The sequence below is a fragment of the Streptomyces sp. NPDC018026 genome, assembly GCF_044327745.1.
Classification (GTDB): Bacteria; Actinomycetota; Actinomycetes; order Streptomycetales; family Streptomycetaceae; genus Streptomyces; species Streptomyces rubrogriseus.
Map to the genome: position 1 here is coordinate 171045 of NZ_JBIRFY010000013.1, position 21328 is coordinate 192372.

General features: G+C 73.3%; 17 protein-coding genes. 14 read left to right on the top strand and 3 right to left on the bottom strand.

What is annotated here, in order from left to right:
• The first annotated feature begins 71 nt into the window (after nucleotides 1-71).
• From dxr to ACH4D3_RS32150, 6 genes are all read left to right on the top strand, one after another.
• A complete protein-coding gene (gene dxr, locus ACH4D3_RS32125; RefSeq protein ID WP_398329412.1) occupies nucleotides 72-1328 on the top strand; it encodes a 1-deoxy-D-xylulose-5-phosphate reductoisomerase in 1257 nt (418 codons plus the stop codon).
• An 8-nt stretch (nucleotides 1329-1336) separates the two neighbouring features.
• Complete coding sequence (locus tag ACH4D3_RS32130) at nucleotides 1337-2629, top strand: M50 family metallopeptidase (protein ID WP_398329533.1); 1293 nt, start codon at nucleotides 1337-1339, stop codon at nucleotides 2627-2629.
• A gap of 195 nt (nucleotides 2630-2824) precedes the next feature.
• Entirely contained in the window at nucleotides 2825-3982 is a 1158-nt protein-coding gene (gene ispG / locus ACH4D3_RS32135; RefSeq protein ID WP_398329415.1) for a flavodoxin-dependent (E)-4-hydroxy-3-methylbut-2-enyl-diphosphate synthase, read from the top strand.
• Between the two features lie 181 nt (nucleotides 3983-4163).
• A complete protein-coding gene (locus ACH4D3_RS32140) occupies nucleotides 4164-5012 on the top strand; it encodes a GNAT family N-acetyltransferase (protein ID WP_398329418.1) in 849 nt (282 codons plus the stop codon).
• Between the two features lie 59 nt (nucleotides 5013-5071).
• Nucleotides 5072-5614, top strand: a complete 543-nt coding sequence (locus ACH4D3_RS32145; RefSeq protein ID WP_398329421.1) for a GNAT family N-acetyltransferase — start codon at nucleotides 5072-5074, stop codon at nucleotides 5612-5614.
• 73 nt (nucleotides 5615-5687) lie between these two features.
• A complete protein-coding gene (locus ACH4D3_RS32150) occupies nucleotides 5688-7391 on the top strand; it encodes a proline--tRNA ligase (RefSeq protein ID WP_398329424.1) in 1704 nt (567 codons plus the stop codon).
• A 333-nt stretch (nucleotides 7392-7724) separates the two neighbouring features.
• Here the strand turns inward: ACH4D3_RS32150 and ACH4D3_RS32155 are convergent, their stop codons facing one another.
• The 3 genes from ACH4D3_RS32155 to ACH4D3_RS32165 are packed head-to-tail and all read right to left on the bottom strand — an operon-like array spanning nucleotide 7725 to nucleotide 9752.
• Nucleotides 7725-8630, bottom strand: a complete 906-nt coding sequence (locus ACH4D3_RS32155; protein ID WP_398329427.1) for an aminoglycoside phosphotransferase family protein — start codon at nucleotides 8628-8630, stop codon at nucleotides 7725-7727.
• Between the two features lie 39 nt (nucleotides 8631-8669).
• Entirely contained in the window at nucleotides 8670-9173 is a 504-nt protein-coding gene (locus ACH4D3_RS32160; protein WP_398329430.1) for a ferritin-like domain-containing protein, read from the bottom strand.
• Between the two features lie 3 nt (nucleotides 9174-9176).
• Complete coding sequence (locus tag ACH4D3_RS32165) at nucleotides 9177-9752, bottom strand: hypothetical protein (RefSeq protein ID WP_398329433.1); 576 nt, start codon at nucleotides 9750-9752, stop codon at nucleotides 9177-9179.
• Nucleotides 9753-10011: 259 nt separating this feature from the next.
• Between ACH4D3_RS32165 and rimP the strand changes: the two genes are divergently transcribed.
• The 8 genes from rimP to ACH4D3_RS32205 all read left to right on the top strand — a co-directional run bounded on the left by rimP (nucleotide 10012) and on the right by ACH4D3_RS32205 (nucleotide 21327).
• Nucleotides 10012-10560, top strand: a complete 549-nt coding sequence (gene rimP, locus ACH4D3_RS32170; RefSeq protein WP_398329436.1) for a ribosome maturation factor RimP — start codon at nucleotides 10012-10014, stop codon at nucleotides 10558-10560.
• Nucleotides 10561-10562: 2 nt separating this feature from the next.
• On the top strand, nucleotides 10563-11585 hold the full coding sequence (nusA, locus tag ACH4D3_RS32175; RefSeq protein WP_011030401.1) for a transcription termination factor NusA: 1023 nt from the start codon (nucleotides 10563-10565) through the stop codon (nucleotides 11583-11585).
• A 102-nt stretch (nucleotides 11586-11687) separates the two neighbouring features.
• Nucleotides 11688-11981, top strand: a complete 294-nt coding sequence (locus ACH4D3_RS32180; protein ID WP_398329439.1) for a YlxR family protein — start codon at nucleotides 11688-11690, stop codon at nucleotides 11979-11981.
• Nucleotides 11982-12155: 174 nt separating this feature from the next.
• Complete coding sequence (gene infB / locus ACH4D3_RS32185) at nucleotides 12156-15224, top strand: translation initiation factor IF-2 (protein ID WP_398329442.1); 3069 nt, start codon at nucleotides 12156-12158, stop codon at nucleotides 15222-15224.
• Nucleotides 15225-15377: 153 nt separating this feature from the next.
• Nucleotides 15378-15671: a DUF503 domain-containing protein gene (locus ACH4D3_RS32190; RefSeq protein WP_003973319.1), complete on the top strand. Its 294-nt coding sequence runs from the start codon at nucleotides 15378-15380 to the stop codon at nucleotides 15669-15671.
• A gap of 104 nt (nucleotides 15672-15775) precedes the next feature.
• Nucleotides 15776-16258: a 30S ribosome-binding factor RbfA gene (rbfA, locus tag ACH4D3_RS32195; RefSeq protein ID WP_398329445.1), complete on the top strand. Its 483-nt coding sequence runs from the start codon at nucleotides 15776-15778 to the stop codon at nucleotides 16256-16258.
• The gene (truB, locus tag ACH4D3_RS32200; RefSeq protein WP_398329448.1) at nucleotides 16255-17160 is read left to right on the top strand and encodes a tRNA pseudouridine(55) synthase TruB; all 906 of its coding nucleotides are present in this window, start codon (nucleotides 16255-16257) and stop codon (nucleotides 17158-17160) included. The genes rbfA and truB overlap by 4 nt, the downstream gene beginning before the upstream one ends.
• Nucleotides 17161-17415: 255 nt before the next feature.
• Nucleotides 17416-21327, top strand: coding sequence for a trypsin-like peptidase domain-containing protein (locus tag ACH4D3_RS32205; protein ID WP_398329451.1), 3912 nt, complete (start codon nucleotides 17416-17418; stop codon nucleotides 21325-21327).
• Nucleotide 21328: the final 1 nt, after the last annotated feature.

Genomic DNA, 21328 nt, shown 5'->3' on the forward strand with positions numbered 1-21328 from the left:
GCGCGGGCCCGCGACACCCGACCGAGGGACGCGCTGTCCTCCCGGAGGGCTGTTGCGGACACAATGGGGGGATGAGCGACAGTCCAGCCCCACTCGCCGACCCCCACCTCGTCTACGACCCGGTGGCGGGCGACGGCCCGAAGGACGTGGTGATCCTCGGGTCCACCGGGTCGATCGGGACCCAGGCCATCGACCTCGTGCTGCGCAACCCGGACCGCTTCCGGGTCACCGCCCTGTCCGCCAACGGCGGCCGGATCGCCCTCCTCGCCGAGCAGGCGTACCGGCTGAGGGCGCGGACCGTCGCCGTCGCCCGCGAGGACGTCGTACCGGCGCTGCGGGAGGCGCTCACCGACCGGTACGGCGCGGGCGAGCCGCTCCCCGAGATCCTCGCCGGACCGGAGGCGGCCACCCAGGTCGCCGCCTCCGACTGCCACACCGTGCTCAACGGCATCACCGGCTCCATCGGACTCGCGCCCACCCTCGCCGCCCTGGAGGCGGGCCGCACCCTCGCGCTGGCCAACAAGGAGTCGCTCATCGTCGGCGGCCCGCTGGTCAAGGCGCTGGCCAAGCCGGGCCAGATCATCCCGGTCGACTCCGAGCACGCCGCCCTCTTCCAGGCGCTGGCCGCCGGCACCCGCGCCGACGTCCGCAAGCTGGTCGTCACCGCGTCCGGCGGCCCGTTCCGCGGCCGGACCAGGGACCAGCTGGCCGCCGTCACCGTCGAGGACGCGCTCGCCCACCCCACCTGGGCCATGGGCCCGGTGATCACGATCAACTCCGCGACCCTCGTCAACAAGGGCCTGGAGGTGATCGAGGCCCACCTGCTCTACGACATTCCCTTCGACCGCATTGAGGTGGTCGTGCACCCGCAGTCGTATGTCCACTCGATGGTCGAGTACACGGACGGATCGACACTGGCCCACGCCACGCCCCCCGACATGGGCGGGCCCATCGCCGTGGGCCTCGGCTGGCCCGAACGCGTCCCCGACGCCGCCCCCGTCTTCGACTGGAGCAAGGCCTCGACCTGGGAGTTCTTCCCACTCGACAACGAGGCCTTCCCCTCCGTCGACCTGGCCAGGCACGTCGGACAGCTCGCGGGCACGGCCCCGGCGGTGTTCAATGCCGCCAATGAGGAGTGCGTCGAGGCGTTCCGCTCCGGCGCGCTGCCGTTTCTCGGGATCATGGAGACCGTCACGCGGGTGGTCGAGGAGCACGGCACCCCCCGTACGGGAACCTCGCTCACCGTCGCGGACGTCCTCGAAGCGGAGACCTGGGCACGCGCCCGGGCCCGGCAACTGGCGGCACAGACGGCGGAGGCCCGTGCATGACGACCCTGATGTTCATCCTCGGCATAGTCCTCTTCGCCGTCGGCCTGCTCTTCTCCATCGCCTGGCACGAGCTGGGCCACCTGTCCACCGCCAAGCTGTTCGGCATCCGGGTGCCGCAGTACATGGTGGGCTTCGGACCGACGCTCTTCTCCAGGAAGAAGGGCGACACCGAGTACGGGGTCAAGGCCATCCCCTTCGGCGGCTACATCCGCATGATCGGCATGTTCCCGCCCGGCCCCGACGGCCGCATGGAGGCACGCTCCACCTCGCCCTGGCGCGGGATGATAGAGGACGCCCGCTCGGCCGCCTTCGAGGAACTGCAGCCCGGTGACGAGAAGCGCCTCTTCTACACGCGCAAGCCGTGGAAGCGCGTCATCGTGATGTTCGCCGGCCCGTTCATGAACCTGATCCTCGCCGTGGTGCTCTTCCTCACCGTGCTGATGGGCTTCGGCATCTCCCAGCAGACCACCACCGTCAGCTCCGTCTCGAAGTGCGTCATCTCGCAGAGCGAGAACCGCGACGCCTGCGCCAAGTCCGACCCGGCCTCCCCGGCCGCGGCGGCGGGCCTCAGGGCCGGGGACAAGATCCTCGCCTTCGACGGCGTACGCACCGACGACTGGGACAAGCTGTCCGACCTGATCCGCGCCAACCCCGGCGAGGACGTGCCGGTCGTCGTCGAGCGCAAGGGCGAGGAGATCACCCTCCACGCGACCATCGCCACCAACAAGGTCGCCAAGAAGGACTCCAACGGACAGATCGTCCAGGGCGAGTACGTCACCGCCGGCTTCCTCGGCTTCAGCTCCGCCACCGGCGTGGTGCAACAGGACTTCGGCCAGTCCGTGACCTGGATGGGCGACCGGATCGGCGACGCCGTCGACAACCTCGCCGCCCTGCCCGCCAAGATCCCCGCCCTGTGGGACGCGGCCTTCGGCGACGGACCCCGCGAGGCCGACTCCCCGATGGGCGTCGTCGGCGCGGCCCGCGTCGGCGGCGAGATCGCCACCCTCGACATCCCGCCCACCCAGCAGCTCGCCATGTTCGTCATGCTGGTGGCCGGCTTCAACCTCTCCCTGTTCCTCTTCAACATGCTCCCGCTGCTGCCGCTCGACGGCGGCCACATCGCGGGCGCGCTGTGGGAGTCGCTGCGCCGCGCCACCGCCAAGGTCCTGCGCAGGCCCGACCCCGGGCCCTTCGACGTGGCGAAGCTGATGCCGGTGGCCTACGTCGTGGCGGGCGTCTTCGTCTGCTTCACCCTGCTCGTGCTGGTGGCGGACGTCGTCAACCCGGTCCGCATCACCTGACGACGTGAAGCCCGATCCGGAGAGCATGTCCCTCCGGACCGGGCTTCACTCACCTCGCCCGGCAGATGGACGCCATAGGGTGCATCTCCCGTACGCCGCGTACCCGGCGTTCATGCCGGTGCCGTAATCTCGAAGGCCGGAGCCCGCCGCTGAACGGGGCCGGACCTTGATCCACGACTTGGGGTTGCACAGCAGATGACTGCGATTTCTCTCGGCATGCCGGACGTTCCGACCAGGCTCGCGGAGCGCCGCAAGAGCCGGCAGATCCAGGTCGGGCCCGTGGCGGTGGGCGGCGACGCCCCCGTGTCGGTGCAGTCCATGACCACGACCCGGACCTCCGACATCGGCGCCACCCTCCAGCAGATCGCCGAGCTGACGGCGTCCGGCTGCCAGATCGTCCGGGTGGCCTGCCCCACCCAGGACGACGCCGACGCGCTGGCCGTCATCGCGAAGAAGTCGCAGATCCCGGTGATCGCGGACATCCACTTCCAGCCCAAGTACGTCTTCGCCGCGATCGAGGCCGGCTGCGCCGCGGTCCGAGTGAACCCGGGCAACATCAAGCAGTTCGACGACAAGGTCAAGGAGATCGCCAAGGCGGCGAAGGACCACGGCACCCCGATCCGCATCGGCGTGAACGCCGGCTCCCTCGACCGCCGCCTGCTCCAGAAGTACGGCAAGGCGACCCCCGAGGCACTCGCCGAGTCCGCCCTCTGGGAAGCGTCGCTCTTCGAGGAGCACGACTTCCGGGACATCAAGATCTCGGTCAAGCACAACGACCCGGTCGTCATGGTCGAGGCCTACCGCCAGCTCGCCGCCCAGTGCGACTACCCCCTCCACCTCGGCGTCACCGAGGCGGGCCCGGCGTTCCAGGGCACCATCAAGTCGGCGGTCGCCTTCGGCGCGCTCCTCTCCCAGGGCATCGGCGACACCATCCGCGTCTCCCTCTCCGCCCCGCCGGTCGAGGAGATCAAGGTCGGCATCCAGATCCTGGAGTCGCTGAACCTGCGCCAGCGCGGCCTGGAGATCGTCTCCTGCCCGTCCTGCGGCCGCGCCCAGGTCGACGTCTACAAGCTGGCCGAGGAGGTCACCGCCGGTCTGGAGGGCATGGAGGTCCCCCTCCGCGTCGCCGTCATGGGCTGCGTCGTCAACGGCCCCGGCGAGGCCCGCGAGGCCGACCTCGGCGTCGCCTCCGGCAACGGCAAGGGCCAGATCTTCGTCAAGGGCGAGGTCATCAAGACCGTCCCCGAGTCCAAGATCGTGGAGACCCTCATCGACGAGGCCATGAAGATCGCCGAGCAGATGGAGAAGGACGGCGTCACCTCCGGCGAACCCTCAGTCTCCATCGCGGGCTGATCCACCCCCCCTAGGGGGTGCCGTTTGGATCTTGCCGGGGTCGGCCACAAGGCACCGTCGGCCGCGGCCGGCCTGATCCGAAGGTCGCCCCCTGGTGCCGCGTCGCCCCGGGGGGCGGCGCGGCATATTCGCGGCAGGTACAGTGCGGGGACCAGCAGATCTCAGGGTGAGGCCCCCGCACGTGTTGACGCAGACCACCTCCCGCGTGCTCGAACCGAGCGACCTGGACGCCGCGCTCGCCATCCTCGACCGCGACCCGGTCGCGAACGCCTTCGTGACCGCCCGCGTCCAGATCGCCGGTCTCGACCCGTGGCGCCTCGGCGGCGAGATGTGGGGCTGGTACGAGCACGGCATGCTCACGTCCCTGTGCTACGCGGGCGCCAACCTCGTACCCATCTGCGCCACCCCGCGCGCCGTCCGCGCCTTCGCCGACCGAGCCCGCCGGGCCGGCCGCCGCTGCTCCTCGATCGTCGGCCCGTCCGGTCCGACCGCCCAGCTGTGGCGGCTGCTCGAACCGGGCTGGGGCCCGGCCCGCGAGGTCCGCACCCACCAGCCCCTCATGGTCGCCGACCGCCTCCCCGGCGACATCGCCCCGGACCCCTACGTGCGCCGCGTCCGCAAGGACGAGGTGGAGCGGATCATGCCGGCCTGCGTGGCGATGTTCACCGAGGAGGTCGGCATCTCCCCGATGGCCGGCGACGGCGGCCTGCTCTACCAGGCCCGGGTCGCCGAACTCGTCGGCTCCGGCCGCTCCTTCGCCCGCTTCGACGCCGACGGCAAGGTCGTCTTCAAGGCCGAGATCGGCGCCGCCACCGACCGCGCCTGCCAGATCCAGGGCGTGTGGGTGGCCCCCGAGTACCGCGGCAAGGGCCTGGCCGCCCCTGGCATGGCGGCGGTCCTGCGCTACGCCCTCGCGGACGTCGCCCCGGTGGCGAGCCTCTACGTCAACGACTTCAACACCGCGGCGCGACGGACGTACCTCCGGGTCGGTTTCCACGAGGTGGGCGCCTTCATGAGCGTCCTCTTCTGAACCTCCTCCGCACCACCTGCACCGGCACCCCGGCGCCACCCCCCCTGTAGGCTCCCGGCATGGACCTCGTGATCGGCCCACTGGACCTCTCCACGCACGTGGACGAGGCCCTGGCCGTCCAAGCCGCCGCCTTCGGCCTCGGCCCCGACGAGGTGGCCGTCCGCCGTCAGATCGTCCTGCGCCACATGACCCACCCGGGAGCCAGAGCCCTCGGCGCCACCGTCCGGGGCCGCCTCGTCGGCTTCGTCTACGGCATGCCCAACGACCGCACCCACTGGTGGTCCACCGTCGTGGAGCCGTACCTCCGCGCCCAGGGCACCGACGCCTGGCTCGACGACTCCTTCGTCATCACCGAGCTCCACGTCCACCCGGCCCACCAGAACCGCGGCGCGGGCCGCGCCCTGATCACCACGATCACCGACGCCGCCACCGAGCCCCGCTCGATCCTCTCCGCGATCGACACCGAGAGCCCCGCCCGCGGCCTCTACCGCTCCCTCGGGTACCAGGACCTCGCCCGCCGGGTCCTCTTCCCCAGCGCCCCCAAGCCGTACGCGGTCATGGGCGCCACGCTCCCCCTGCTGAGGCGCACCCCCGGTCGATAACCGATTTCCACCCCACCGGACCGCCCGGCTAACCTCCTAGCACCACCCTTACGCAGCAGGAGACACGAGAACCATGGCCAACGCACCGGTCCAGCGCATGTCGAAGTTGATGGCGAAGACGCTGCGCGACGACCCGGCGGACGCCGAGGTCCTCAGCCACAAGCTGCTGGTCCGCGCCGGCTACGTGCGCCGCACCGCCGCCGGCCTGTGGAGCTGGCTGCCGCTCGGCAAGAAGGTCCTCGGCAACATCGAGCGCATCGTCCGCGAGGAGATGGACGCCATCGGCGCCCAGGAGGTCCAGCTCCCGGCCCTGCTGCCCCGCGAGCCGTACGAGGCCACGGGCCGCTGGGACGAGTACGGCCCCGAACTCTTCCGCCTCCAGGACCGCAAGGGCGGCGACTACCTCCTCGGCCCCACCCACGAAGAGATCTTCACCCTCCTCGTCAAGGACCAGGCGTCCTCCTACAAGGACCTGCCGGTCATCCTGTACCAGATCCAGAACAAGTACCGCGACGAGGCCCGCCCCCGGGCCGGCATCCTGCGCGGCCGCGAGTTCCTCATGAAGGACTCCTACTCCTTCGACGTCGCCGACGAGGGCCTTGCCGAGTCCTACGCCCTGCACCGCTCCGCCTATCAGCGCATCTTCGAGCGCCTGGGCCTCGACTACCGCATCGTCGCAGCCACCGCCGGCGCCATGGGCGGCTCCAAGTCCGAGGAGTTCCTGGCCCCCGCGGAGGCCGGCGAGGACACCTTCGCGGACTGCCCGAACTGCGACTACGCCGCCAACACGGAGGCGATCACCCACCGCCTCACGCCGGTCGACGCCACGGACGTCCCCGCCGCCGAGGACATCCCGACCCCCGACACCCCCACCATCGAGACCCTGGCCGCCTCCATCGGCGTCGAGGCCTCCGCCACCCTCAAGAACCTCCTCGTCAAGGTGGACGGCGACATCGTCGCCGTGGGCGTGCCGGGCGACCGCGAGGTCGACATGGACAAGGTCGAGGCCCACTTCGCCCCCGCCGCCGTCGAACTGGTCACCGCCGAGGACTTCGTCGGCCGCCCCGACCTGGTCCGCGGCTACGTCGGCCCGCAGGGCCTGGGCGAGAAGGTCAAGTACATCGCCGACCCCCGCATCGCGCCGGGCACCGCGTGGATCACCGGCGCCAACAAGGCCGACACCCACGCGAAGAACGTCGTGGCGGGCCGCGACTTCGAGGTCGACACCTACGTCGACGTCGTGGTCGTCCGCGAGGGCGACCCCTGCCCCAACTGCGGCACCGGTCTCCGCCTGGACCGCGCCATCGAGATCGGCCACATCTTCCAGCTGGGCCGCAAGTACGCCGACGCCCTCAAGCTCGACGTCCTCGGCCAGAACGGCAAGCCGGCCCGCGTCACCATGGGCTCCTACGGCATCGGCGTCTCCCGCGCGGTGGCCGCCCTCGCCGAGCAGCACGCCGACGACAAGGGCCTCGTCTGGTCCAAGGAGGTCGCCCCGGCCGACGTCCACGTGGTCGCCGCGGGCAAGGCGCTGCAGACCGAGCTGGCCCTGGAGGTCTCCGACAAGCTGGCCGCGGCCGGCGTCCGCGTCCTGGTGGACGACCGGGCGGGGGTCTCGCCCGGCGTGAAGTTCACCGACGCGGAACTCATCGGCGTACCCCAGATCCTGGTGGCCGGCCGCCGCTCCGCCGAGGGCGTCGTCGAACTGAAGGACCGCCGCACGGGGGAGCGCGAGGAGGTAACGGTCGAGGAGGCCCTCACCCGCCTCACGAGCTGACACCCGGGGTGGGTGTGGGCGCGGGGTGGGGTGCGCGGCCCGGCGTAGCGGGGTGCCGCTGCGCCCACCCGTGCCGCCCCAGCGGCACGACTGCCCGCCGCTAGGAGGCGTGGCGACTGCCCGCAGCTAGGTAGGTACGGCGAGAAGGGGTCGGGTCGGGGGGTGTCCGCCCGCAGCGGTTGGCGCGTCAACGCCCCGCACCCCCGTAGCCGACCGATTCCGCGCCGTTCCGAGGACGGACACCCCCCGGCGCGGCCCCGACCCACCCACCGCACGCACCGCGCACGGCGCACCCCCACCGAACCCGCACAGGCGCCGCAGGCACCCGCACCGTCACAACCAGCCCGCGAACTCCAACAACAGCTCCGCGTCCCGCTCCCGCCCCACCCGCCGGGCCCGCACCCCCGACTCCACCGCCCGGAACAGCGTCCACCCCCGCAGCCGCTCCTGATCGACCTCCAGCGACTCCGCGAGCCGCTTGATCCGCCGCCGAGTCGTCGACGCCCCCGACGGCTGGGCGATCAGATCCTCCACCCGGTCCCGCACCAGCCGCGCCAGATCGAACGCACTCTCCCCGACCACCGGATCGGGCCCCACCGCCAGCCACGGCATCCGATCCCCGGCGAGCACCTTGCTCTGCCGGAACGTCCCGTGCAGCAGCCGCTGCTCCGACGGCCCGCCCAACAACTCCGCCCGCGCCGCGAGCGCCGCGTCGACCAACGGCGCCACCTCCGCGTCCGCCGCCGCTCCCGCCCGCATCGCCTCGGCCTGCCGCCCCGTCCGCTCGGCCACCGTCTCGAACGGATGGGAGCCCGGCGGCTCCACCCACAACCGCCGCAGCGTCCCCGCCGCCTCCAGCAACGCCTTCGCCTCCGGCAACGACCGCACCGACACGTCCGGATGCAGCCGCTCGAGCAGCAGCACGCCCTCCTCGGCCGCCGCCCCCTCCTCCCGCACCTGCACGGCACCCCGCCCACCCCAGTGCATGAGCGCGGCCCGCTCGCTCTCCGGCCGCGCCCGGCGCGGGGCGAGCTTCAGCACCGCCGGCACCCCCTCCGCCGTCTGCACCAGCACCACCAGGCTGCCGCGCCCCCCGGGCACCTGCACCCGCTCCACCGCCAACCCCCGCCGCACCACCGCCCGCTCCGCCACTTCCGGCAGCGTCGCCAACCAGTCGTCACCCTCCGGTGCCGTCTCGCCGAACGCCCTGACCAAACGCCGCGGCGGTTCGAAAGCCATGCGCGAGCCGTTCCCTTCCCGTACGGAATGCCGTACGCGTTACGCAGTCGGTGAGGCCGTCGCCGTCGCCGTGTCGGAGGCATCCGGAGCGGCACCCCGCCCGGCCGGCGCGCCGACCCGCTCGGCGAGCCCAGGGAAGGCTACGCTCCCGCCCCGCCAGCGCACCGCGCGGACCGCCGCCTCGCGCAGCGCCCCGGCCGCCGAGGCCCGCCCGTCGCCCTCGGCCGCCCGCACCAGGTCGGAGTACACCCCGGCCACCCGGTCCTCCAGCTCCGCCGCCAGCCGCACCGCCGCCGCCGAGTCCGGCACCGAGAAGGGGAGTGCGTACCCCGCCGCCGCGGCGACCGGCTCGCCACCCAGGTCCCGCACCTCGCGGGCCAGCGCGTCCCGCCGCGCCCGGTGCGCGTCGTACGCCGTCCGCGCCTCGGCACGCCGTTCCGCACCGATCCGCCCGCCGACGACCCCGTAGCCGTACACGGCCGCGTGCTCCGCGGCCAGCGCCGCCTGGAGGGCGTCCAGCCGCCCGTCCTCCGCCTTGTCCACCCGTCAGCCCTCCGTCAGCAGAAACACGTGCGCCGCCCCGGCCGCCGCGACGGAGGCCAGCAGCCGCGCCGACTCACCCGGCACATCGAGCAGTGCCTCGGCCCGCCGGCCGGCCAGCTTCCGCTCGGCCCCCGCGAGCAGGGCCAGGGCCCCCTTCTCGTCCGCCGGCACGGCATCGGAGCCACCGGAGCCGTTCGTCGGCCCGGCAGCCCGAACGGATGCCGAAGGCGACGAAGCCGTACCCGCCGTCGTACCCGCCGTCGTACCCGACACCGTCGGCGAGGCCGCCCGCACCGCGCCGAACGCCTCCGCGTGCCGCACGACCTCCTCCCGCAGCGGCCGCAGCCGCTCCGCCAGCCCCGGATGTACCGCGATCACGGCCGCGTACCGCGCGGCCAGTTCCTCACTGTCCCGGGCCGCACGCGCGCGTGCCCGCTCGACAGCCGAGGGCCCGGCCCCCGCCTCGCCGGAGCCCGACCCTCCGGTACAGCCGGCGAGCAGAGCGGCCCCGGCGGCCGACGCGAGCAGGCTCCTTCTGCGCGGCCCCCGGGGCGGGCGCGGCGATGGGGAAAGCGACACGGCAGACGTCCTCGACAGGCTCGTACGGAAACGACGACAAGACGACAAAGCGACGACGAACGAGAGGCAGACCAACGATGAAAGAGCCGGAAACCCGCAATCCCGCCCGCCCGTGATCACGGTACCCGTGCCCCGCCCGCCCACCACTCACCGGCACCGCCGGACCCGGGTGGACGGCAACACCCCCCGCGACCGGATACCCTTTGACCAGACACGCGCACCGACCCACAACAGCACACGCGGCCGAGGAGTCACCCGGATGAGCACCACCCAGAGCGAGAGGCTGCGAGAGCTGCTTGAGCCGCTCGTCGCCTCCCAGGGACTGGACCTCGAAGAAATCGCGGTGGACTCGGTCGGCCGCAGGCGTGTGCTGAGCGTGGTCGTGGACTCCGACACCGGAGCGGACCTCGACCGGATCGCCGATGTGAGCCGCGCGCTCTCGGCGAAGCTCGACGAGACCGACGCGATGGGCGAGGGGGAGTACACCCTCGAGGTCGGCACCCCCGGCGCCGAGCGCTCCCTCACCCAGCACCGCCACTACGTGCGCGCCACGGACCGCCTGGTCCGCTTCCAGCTGCACGAGGGCGGCGAACTGGTCGCCCGCATCCTCGCCGTGGACGAGGACGGACTCGACCTCGAAGTACCAGGAGTGAAGGGCCGCAGGCCCACCACCCGCAGACTGCCTTTCGGCGACATCGACAAGGCACGCGTCCAGGTCGAGTTCAACCGCAAGGACGCCAAGGACAGCGGCGACAAGAACGACAACAAGACGGAAAACGACAACAAGACGGAAGAGGAGGAGGCGTAGCCGTGGACATCGACATGAGCGCCCTGCGGGGCTTGGTACGGGAGAAGGAGATCTCCTTCGACCTGCTGGTCGAAGCGATCGAGTCGGCCCTCCTCATCGCCTACCACCGCACCGAGGGAAGCCGCCGCCACGCGCGCGTGGAGCTCGACCGGAACACCGGACACGTGACCGTGTGGGCGAAGGAGGACCCCGACGACCTCGAGGAGGGCCAGGCGGCCCGCGAGTTCGACGACACCCCGTCCGACTTCGGCCGCATCGCCGCCACCACCGCCAAGCAGGTCATCCTGCAGCGGCTGCGCGACGCCGAGGACGACGCGACGCTCGGCGAGTACGCCGGCCGTGAGGGCGACATCGTCACCGGCGTGGTCCAGCAGGGCCGCGACCCCAAGAACGTGCTGGTGGACATCGGCAAGCTGGAGGCCATCCTGCCGGTGCAGGAGCAGGTGCCCGGCGAGACCTACCCGCACGGCGCGCGCCTGCGCTCGTACGTCGTCCGGGTGGCCAAGGGCGTACGAGGCCCCTCCGTGACGCTCTCCCGCACGCACCCCAACCTGGTGAAGAAGCTCTTCGCCCTGGAGGTGCCGGAGATCGCCGACGGGTCCGTCGAGATCTCCGCGATCGCCCGCGAGGCCGGCCACCGCACCAAGATCGCCGTGCGCTCCACCCGCTCGGGCCTGAACGCCAAGGGCGCCTGCATCGGCCCGATGGGCGGCCGGGTGCGCAACGTCATGGGCGAGCTGAACGGCGAGAAGATCGACATCGTCGACTGGTCGGACGACCCGGCCGAGATGGTGGCGAACGCGCTCTCCCCGGCCCGCGTCTCCAAGGTGGAGGTCGTGGACCTGGCGGCCCGCTCCGCGCGCGTGATCGTGCCCGACTACCAGCTCTCGCTGGCCATCGGCAAGGAGGGCCAGAACGCCCGGCTCGCAGCCCGGCTGACCGGCTGGCGGATCGACATCCGCCCGGACACCGAGCAGCCCTCCGACGCGTCGCCGGAGCAGTCGTCCGGCGGCCGCGGGGAATAGATCCAAGCCGCGCGCCGCTGAGATCACGACAGCTTTGCGTGCGGCACGTGTTCGATTCTTGCCCCGAAGGGGTGAGGTCGGTCCGGGGAGGTAGACTTAGGAGTGTCTGGCCGGACACGTACCGGAGCATGCCCCGAGCGCACCTGCGTGGGGTGCCGGGAGCGAGCGGTCAAGAGCGAGCTGCTGCGCACCGTGGCGGTCGAGGGTCATTGCACCCCTGATCCACGCGGTACGCTGCCCGGCCGGGGTGCGTACGTACACCCCGCACCGGACTGTGTCGACCAGGCGGTGCGCCGCAAGGCGTTTCCGCGGGCGCTCCGCGTCCCGGGTCCGCTCGATGTAAAGGCGTTGCGCCACTACGTCGAGCAGGCAGAAGGTTGCCAGCAAGGTTGCTGAAAGCAGCATGTGAGCAACGTGGTAAGGAAGACATGCCGCGCGGAACCCCGCGCGTCTTGGTACCTCGCGAGTCGAAAGCAGGTCGAGATTGCGATGAGCACTCGATGAGTACGCGATGAGTACGCCCATGAACTAGCGACGGTCCGGACGCAACCCGGACCTCAGAGGAGCGAAGTGGCTAAGGTCCGGGTCTACGAACTCGCCAAGGAGTTCGGCGTCGAGAGCAAGGTCGTCATGGCCAAGCTCCAGGAACTCGGTGAATTCGTCCGTTCGGCGTCTTCGACCATCGAAGCGCCCGTAGTACGCAAGCTGACCGACGCATTCCAGCAGGGTGGCGGCAACGGCCGTTCCGCCGGCCGCCCCGCGGCCCCGAAGAAGGCTGCCCCCAGGCCGTCGGCGCCGTCCCCGGCGCAGGCGGCTCGTCCGGCTGCCCCGCGGCCGCCGGCCGCACCCAAGCCCGCGGCTGCCGAGCAGCCCGCGGCCCCGTCCGCCCCCGCGCCGGCTGCCTCCCAGGGTCCGCGTCCGACGCCGGGCCCCAAGCCCGCGCCGCGTCCGGCCCCGGCCGCGCCGGAGTTCACCGCTCCGCCGGCGGCTCCCGCCGCTCCGTCGACTCCGGCCCCGGCTCCGTCCGGTCCGAAGCCCGGCGGTGCGCGTCCCGGTGCCCCTAAGCCCGGCGGTGCCCGTCCGTCCGGTCCGGGTCAGGACCGTGGCCAGCAGGGCGGCCAGGGCCGTCCCGGCGGCCAGCGTCCCGGTGCCCCGGCGCAGCGTCCCGGCGGCCGTCCCGGCGGTCCGCGTCCGGGTAACAACCCCTTCACCTCCGGCGGCAACGCCGGCATGGCGCGCCCGCAGGCGCCCCGTCCGCAGGGCGGGCCCCGCCCGGGCGGTCCCGGTGGTGCTCCCGGCGGCGGTCCCCGTCCGCAGGGTCCCGGCGGCCAGGGCGGCGGTCCCCGTCCCCAGGCTCCGGGCGGCAACCGTCCGAGCCCGGGCTCGATGCCGCGTCCGCAGGGCGGCGGCGCCGGTCCCCGTCCCGGCGGCGGCCCGCGTCCGAACCCCGGCATGATGCCGCAGCGTCCCGCTGCCGGCCCGCGTCCCGGCCCCGGTGGCGGCGGTCGCGGTCCCGGCGGTGCCGGTCGTCCCGGCGGCGGCGGTCGTCCCGGTGGCGGCGGCTTCGCCGGTCGTCCCGGTGGCGGCGGTGGCGGTCGTCCGGGTGGCGGCGGCGGTTTCGCCGGTCGTCCCGGCGGTGGCGGCGGCTTCGGCGGCGGCGGTGGCCGTCCCGGCTTCGGCGGTCGTCCCGGCGGTCCCGGTGGCCGTGGTGGCACGCAGGGCGCCTTCGGCCGTCCCGGCGGTCCCGCGCGTCGCGGTCGCAAGTCGAAGCGGCAGAGGCGCCAGGAGTACGAGGCCATGCAGGCCCCGTCGGTCGGCGGCGTGATGCTGCCTCGCGGCAACGGCGAGACCATTCGCCTGTCGCGCGGTGCGTCGCTCACCGACTTCGCGGAGAAGATCAACGCCAACCCGGCGTCGCTCGTCGCGGTCATGATGAACCTCGGCGAGATGGTCACCGCGACCCAGTCCGTCTCCGACGAGACGCTCCAGCTCCTCGCCGGCGAGATGAACTACACGGTTCAGATCGTCAGCCCGGAGGAGGAGGACCGCGAGCTGCTCGAGTCCTTCGACCTGGAGTTCGGCGAGGACGAGGGCTCCGAGGAGGACCTGGTCGTCCGTCCGCCGGTCGTGACCGTCATGGGTCACGTCGACCACGGAAAGACCCGACTGCTCGACGCCATCCGCAAGACGAACGTCATCGCGGGCGAGGCCGGCGGCATCACCCAGCACATCGGTGCCTACCAGGTCGCCACCGAGGTCAACGACGAAGAGCGCAAGATCACCTTCATCGACACCCCGGGTCACGAGGCGTTCACCGCCATGCGTGCCCGTGGTGCCCGGTCGACCGACATCGCGATCCTGGTCGTCGCGGCCAACGACGGCGTCATGCCGCAGACGGTCGAGGCGCTCAACCACGCCAAGGCCGCCGAGGTCCCGATCGTCGTCGCGGTCAACAAGATCGACGTCGAGGGCGCCGACCCGACCAAGGTGCGCGGTCAGCTGACCGAGTACGGCCTGGTGGCCGAGGAGTACGGCGGCGACACCATGTTCGTCGACATCTCCGCCAAGCAGGGTCTGCACATCGACTCCCTGCTGGAGGCCGTGGTCCTCACCGCGGACGCCTCGCTCGACCTGCGGGCCAACCCGGTCCAGGACGCGCAGGGCATCTCGATCGAGTCCCGTCTCGACCGCGGCCGCGGTGCCGTGGCGACGGTCCTCGTGCAGCGAGGCACCCTGCGGGTCGGCGACACGATGGTGGTGGGCGACGCCTACGGCCGCGTCCGCGCCATGCTCGACGACAACGGCAACAACGTCGCCGAGGCGGGTCCGTCCACGCCGGTCCAGGTGCTGGGTCTGACCAACGTCCCGGGCGCCGGTGACAACTTCATCGTGGTCGAGGAGGACCGTACGGCCCGCCAGATCGCGGAGAAGCGCGCCGCCCGCGAGCGCAACGCCGCGTTCGCCAAGCGCACGCGCCGCGTGTCGCTGGAGGACCTGGACAAGGTGCTGAAGGCCGGCGAGGTCCAGCAGCTCAACCTGATCATCAAGGGCGACGCGTCCGGATCGGTCGAGGCGCTGGAATCCTCCCTGCTCCAGCTGGACGTCGGCGAAGAGGTCGACATCCGTGTCCTGCACCGCGGCGTCGGTGCGGTCACGGAGTCCGACATCGACCTGGCGATGGGCTCCGACGCCATCGTGATCGGCTTCAACGTGCGCGCCGCCGGGCGTGCCGCGCAGATGGCCGAGCGCGAAGGTGTGGACGTCCGGTACTACTCGGTCATCTACCAGGCGATCGAGGAGATCGAGGCGGCCCTCAAGGGCATGCTCAAGCCGGAGTACGAAGAGGTCGAGCTGGGCACGGCGGAGATCCGCGAGGTCTTCCGCTCCTCCAAGCTGGGCAACATCGCGGGTGTTCTCATCCGCTCCGGCGAGGTCAAGCGCAACACCAAGGCGCGCCTCCTGCGCGATGGCAAGGTCATCGCGGAGAACCTCAACATCGAGGGTCTGCGTCGCTTCAAGGACGACGTCACCGAGATCCGCGAAGGCTTCGAGGGCGGTATCAACCTCGGAAACTTCAACGACATCAAGGTCGACGACGTCATCGCGACGTACGAGATGCGCGAGAAGCCGCGGGTGTAAGTACCGCGACTTCCGGGAGTGACCGGTCCGGGGCCGGTCGGCGGAGCACGAATATCCGTCGATCGGCCCCGGCCGTTCGTTGTACGGTTCAGATGATCCCGCCCGTTCGCGGCGGGGCCATCGATCCCGGACCGGCGGGTGAACCGGTTTCACATGTATGTGGGGACGCTGTCCTTCGACCTTCTCCTCGGCGACGTACATTCGCTGAAGGAGAAGCGCTCCGTCGTCCGCCCGATCGTCGCCGAACTCCAGCGGAAGTACGCGGTGAGCGCGGCGGAGGTGGAGCACATGAACCTCCATCGCCGGGCCGTCGTCGGCCTGGCCCTGGTGTCCGGCGACGCGGGCCATCTCAGCGACGTGCTCGACCGGTGCGAGCGGCTGGTGGCCGGCCGCCCCGAGGTGGAGCTGCTGTCGGTGCGGCGGCGCTTCCACGGCGACGACGACTGACGACGACTGACGACGACTGACCGGACCGGGCAGAAGACCGGATCGACCGGATCGGGCAAGAGAAGCCGGATCGGGCAAGAGAAGAAAGAACGGGAGACGGACCAGTGGCCGACAACGCGCGGGCGAAAAGGCTGGCGGACCTCATCCGAGAGGTGGTGGCCCAGAAGCTGCAGCGCGGGATCAAGGACCCGCGGCTCGGCTCGCACGTCACCATCACGGACACCCGGGTCACCGGTGACCTGCGGGAGGCGACCGTCTTCTACACGGTCTACGGGGACGACGAGGAGCGCAAGGCCGCCACCGCGGGCCTGGAGAGCGCCAAGGGCATCCTGCGCTCCGAGGTGGGCAAGGCGGCCGGCGTGAAGTTCACGCCGACCCTGACCTTCGTCATGGACGCCCTGCCGGACACCGCCCGCAACATCGAGGACCTCCTCGACCGGGCGCGGCAGTCCGACGAGAAGGTGCGCGAGGCGTCCGCGGGCGCCGCGTACGCCGGTGACGCGGACCCGTACCGCAAGCCGGGCGAGGACGAGACCGACACCGAAGGCGCCGTCGAGGCCGACGAGACGGACGACACCGCTAAATGACCGAGAAGCACACCACGCCCGACGGCCTTGTCATCGTCGACAAGCCGTCGGGCTTCACTTCGCACGACGTCGTCGCCAAGATGCGGGGCATCGCCCGCACCAGGCGCGTCGGGCACGCCGGCACGCTCGACCCGATGGCGACGGGCGTCCTGGTCCTCGGTGTGGAGCGGGCGACCAAGCTCCTCGGGCACCTCGCCCTCACCGAGAAGGAGTACCTGGGCACCATCAGGCTCGGGCAGACCACGCTCACCGACGACGCCGAGGGCGAGATCACGGGGTCGCGGGACGCCTCGAAGGTCACCCGGGAGGCGATCGACGCCGGCGTGGCCGAGCTGAGCGGCGCCATCATGCAGGTGCCGTCCAAGGTCAGCGCCATCAAGATCAAGGGCGTGCGCTCCTACAAGCGGGCGCGCGAGGGCGAGGAGTTCGAGATCCCCGCCCGCCCCGTCACCGTCTCCTCCTTCGCGGTGTACGACGTCCGGGACGCCGTCGCCGACGACGGCACCCCGGTCCTGGACCTGGTGGTCTCGGTGACCTGCTCGTCCGGCACCTACATCCGGGCGCTGGCCCGCGACCTGGGCGCCGGACTCGGCGTCGGCGGGCACCTCACGGCGCTGCGCCGCACCCGCGTCGGACCCTACAAGCTGGACGGCGCCCGGACCCTGGACCAGCTCCAGCAGGAGCTCACCGTCATGCCCGTCGCGGACGCGGCCGGCGCCGCCTTCCCGCGCTGGCGGGTGGACGCCAAGCGGGCCAAGCTGCTCACCAACGGCGTACGGCTGGAGATGCCCGAGCAGTACGCGGGCGCCGGTGCCGTCGCCGTCTTCGATCCCGAGGGGCGCCTGCTCGCCCTCGTCGAGGAACACAAGGGCAAGGCGAAGAGCCTGGCCGTCTTCGGCTGAGCCCACACACCGTCAGGTCCGCCCGTGGAGCGGCGCACACGGGGACTACCACTGTCGCCGCTCCACGGTCCCCCCTCGGTTCCCCCACCCCCTAGGGTGTATCCAACCCACCCCTTCTGTTCACCCGTCCGGGCAGGCGCTCGGAGTGAACCGGGGGAGTGGAAGGGGGCGCGTTCGCCAGAGGCTCTGTCCGGCTGATCATCACGCGCCTACCGTCGAACACACAGCACGGGTGTACGGCGGGGAGGTTCGACGATGGCGTCGCGGAACCGGTCCCGGGAGGCGACGGGCGGCAGGGCGGGGGAGCGGCCCGGGGACGGCTCCCGGGAGGCACGAGGCGGCCCCCCGGCCGTCCGGGCGGCCGACCCGGCGGAGCACGGCGGACCCGACGCCGCCCTCGTCCGCGTCCACGACCTCGCCGGCCGCCCGCGCGGCACGGGATTCGTCGCCGACCACCACGGCACGGTGCTCACCAGCCACGAAGCGGTCGACGGCCTCACCCGGCTGGTCCTGAGCACCGCCGGGGGCCGCCGCCGCGTGGTGGCCGCCGCCGACGTCGTCCCGCTGCCCGCCCTCGGCCTGGCCCTCGTGCGCACCGAGGGCCTCGGCGCCGCCCCGCTGCCGCTGAGCACGCGGGACCGCGTCGAGGCCGGGACCTACGTCCGCATCGCCGCCGGGGGCTGGCGCGAGGCCCGGGTGCTGGGCGTCACCGACGTCACCTACACCGCCACCGACCGCTTCCACCTCCTCGGCGACGCCCTTGAACTGGCCGTCGGCACCTGCGGGCGCGACGCGCTCCGGCTGGGCGGGGGAGCGGCCGGCGGGCCGGTGCTCGACGTGGCCACCGGCGCCGTCCTCGGCGTCCTCGGCACCGCCCTCAGCTCCGGCCACAGCGACGTCGGCTTCGCCGTGCCGCTGCGCCGCGCGGCCACCGGTCCGCTCGCCGACCTCCTCGCCGAGAACGCGGCGACGGTCCCGGCCCACGGCGCCGACCTCAACCTGGCCGGTGTGCTCGCCCTCACGGCGACGTCGGTCGCGGAGGCCGGGCCCGCCACCGGACCGGACGGCGGCCCCGGTCTCCGGGAGACGGTCGAACGAGCGGCGGTGACCCGCGAGTTCGCCGCCTTCGACGCGAGCGGCGCCCGCGTCCTGGGCCTGGTCGGCGCGCCGGGCAGCGGCCGTACGACCGAGCTGGCGGCCCTCGCCGCCCGCCGTTCCGGGGGACCGGCGGCGGCCCCCACGCTGTGGCTGCGCGGGGCCGATCTGCACGACGACGACATGTCGCTGGCGGACGCGGCACGCCGGACGCTGGCCCGCGCCGCCCGCATCGTCGCCTCCCCGGACCCGGCCCGCCCGGACCCGGCCCGCCCGGACCACCCGGGCCCCGTCGGCCTGGGCGACGTCAGCCCCGAACGCCTCGCCCACCTGGCCCGCACCGCCGGACGGCCCCTCCTGGTCACCCTGGACGGCCCGGAGGAGATGCCGCCCGTCCTGGCCCACCGCCTCCCCGAGTGGACCGAGCGCACGGCCGCCTGGCTCCGGGAGACGGACACACGGCTCGTGGTGGCCTGCCGCGCGGAGTGCTGGGAGCACGCGGGGGCGGAGTTCCCGAGGGAACTGCTGCACGACCCGGACCCCGGGCTGCCGTCGCCCGGCCCGACCGGTTCGGGCGCGGCACGACGACCGACGGTGTCCACGGCACCGGGGCCGGGACGGCAGGCGGCCGGTGGCGTGTCCTCGCCCGGGATCGGCCTGTGGGGGCCGGGGCCGGGGGCGGGCGCTGCCGGAGGTGTGCCGATGTTCGGGGCGAGCGGTGGGGCCTTCGGCGCGGCGGCGTGGCCGAGTCGCGCCGGGGGCACCGCCGGGCCGCATGCGGCACCCGGGACCGCCGCCGGGCCGCATGCGGCACCCGGGACCGCCGCGGGGCCGTCGGGCGGGACGGGCGCCGTCGAAGGCGGGCCCGCGTCCGCACAGCGGGTGACCGCGGGCGGCGCCCGGGGGCGCGGGCAGGCCGGGCTCCCGCCCTGTGTCCGCCTCGGCGACCTGCGCGACGACGAGGCCCGGGAGGCGCGCGCCCGCCACGGCGTGCCGGACGGCGTCCTGGCCGGCCCGGATGCCGGGCACCCCCTCACGATCCGTCTGCTCTCGGAGGTCCGGGCCGCCCTCCCCGGCCCCCCGGCCCCGGCCCCCGTGCCCGTCACCCGGGACGCGGTCTTCACGGCGTACCTGGACCTGATGTGCCTGCGCGTCGCCGCCCGCCTGGCCGGGGAGAACGGGCTGCACGGCACCGCCGTACGCCGACTCGCCGCGAAGGTCTCCGGGCAGGTCCACGAGGCCGCCCGGCGCAGTCTCGGGCCCGGGCAGGGCGGACTGGACCGGGAGTCGTTCGAGACGCTGTTCCCGTGCGGACCGGCCCCGGCCGGGCTGGGCGGCGGTACCGGCTGGGCACCGGCCGTGCTCGCCGAAGGCCTCTTCGTACCCGCGGGCAGCGGCTACCGCTTCGCGCACGAGGAGCTCGCCGACTGGATCCAGGGCACCCACCTCGACCTGGACGAGGCCCTGCGCGCCCTCGTCCACCGGCGCGACACCGCACTCGGCACCCACGCCCTCCCCGTCCCGCACCACCGCATCGGCTCCGTCGTCGAGGCGCTGCTGCTCCTCGCCCGCCAGCACGGCGTCCCCCAGCTCGCCCTGACCCTGGAAGAGCTGGTGCACGCCCTGGACCTCGACCCGCACTCCTGGTGGGCGGCCAGGCTGCTCGCCGAGGCGCTGACCCGCGTGCCCGACGCCACGCCGTACACCGAGGTGCTGCGGCTCCTCGCCGACGGCATCGCGGAACGGGCCGGGGACGGGCAGCCGGCGCCCCGGGTCTTCGGGCCCGGGTTCTGGGCGGCGCCGCGCGTGCCCGCGGCCACCCGCCTGGACCTGCTGCGCCGCCTCGTCCTCGCGGACGGCCCGCCGCACGAACCCGGCCCCCGCCACCTGGACACCGTGGCCGGGCTGCTCGTCGCCGACCCCACGACCGTACAGCCGCTCCTCGTCCGCTGGTTCGACGACGAACGGCCGCTGCCCGCCACCCCGCACGCCACCGTGGCGACGGCCGCGCAGGCGCTGCTGCACACCCACCGCCACCGCGGCCTGGACGGACTCACCGAGGTGCTCGTCGACAGCGCCCACCGCCGCGCCGACGAACTGCTCGCCGTCCTGGCCGAGGAGGAGCCGTCCGCGCTCTGCCGCGCGGTGGAGCGATGGGCGCGCGACGAGCGCCCCGAGCGGCAGCGCGCGGCGGTCGCCCACGGCCTGCGCACCGCCCCGCACGCACGCCCCGGCGCCGACCGCACCCTGCTCCGCCACGCCGCCCTGGTGCTGCTCGCCGGACCGTCCGACAGCCCGCTGCGCGGCGGCGCGCTCGCCCTCCTCGTCCAGGACCCGGACTGCCGCGACCGCCACCTCCCCGCGGCCCTCGACCTCTTCGCCGCCTGCGATCCGTACCTTCCGCCGAGCGCGGTGGCCGCCGCCCTGCCCACCCACCCCGAGCCCGTCCTCGAAGCCTTCCGGGCCCGACTGCTCGGCCCGGACGCCGGTGAGGCGCTGCGCAGGCTCGCCGACGCCACCACACCCCCGCTGACCCACCGGGTGGCCGCCCTGGTCGGCCGGACCGTGACCGAGCGCCCCGAGACCGCCGGGCACCTGGCCGCGTACGTCGACCGGCGCCTCGACCGGGACCAGGCACCCCGCGCCGTACTCCTCCCCCTGGTCACCCGTCTCCTGGACGACGGCCCCGAGCCGGCGCGGGCCGCACTGGCCGGAGTCCTCGCCGCCGACGGGGCGACGGCGAGCGCCCCGCTGCGCCGCGCACTGCGCGAGCACCTCTTCGCCCACGAGCACGAACCCGCCGTCCTGGACGCCCTGCTGCATGCCGCCGCCCGGTGCGACGGAGCGGAGCTGCGGGCCCTCGTGCACCGCACCGGGCTGCTCCTCGTCCGCACCCCCGAGGGCGCCACCCGCTTCGACCGCGGCCTCGTCGACCTGTCCCGGCACCTTCCGGGGTTCGCCCCCCGGCTGACCGGCTGGCTCACCGACGCGCCCGAGGACTGGGCCGCGCTGGTGGGCCCCAGCACCCGCCGCACGATCGAGCACCTGGCGGGCGTCCGCGTCCCCGCCTGAC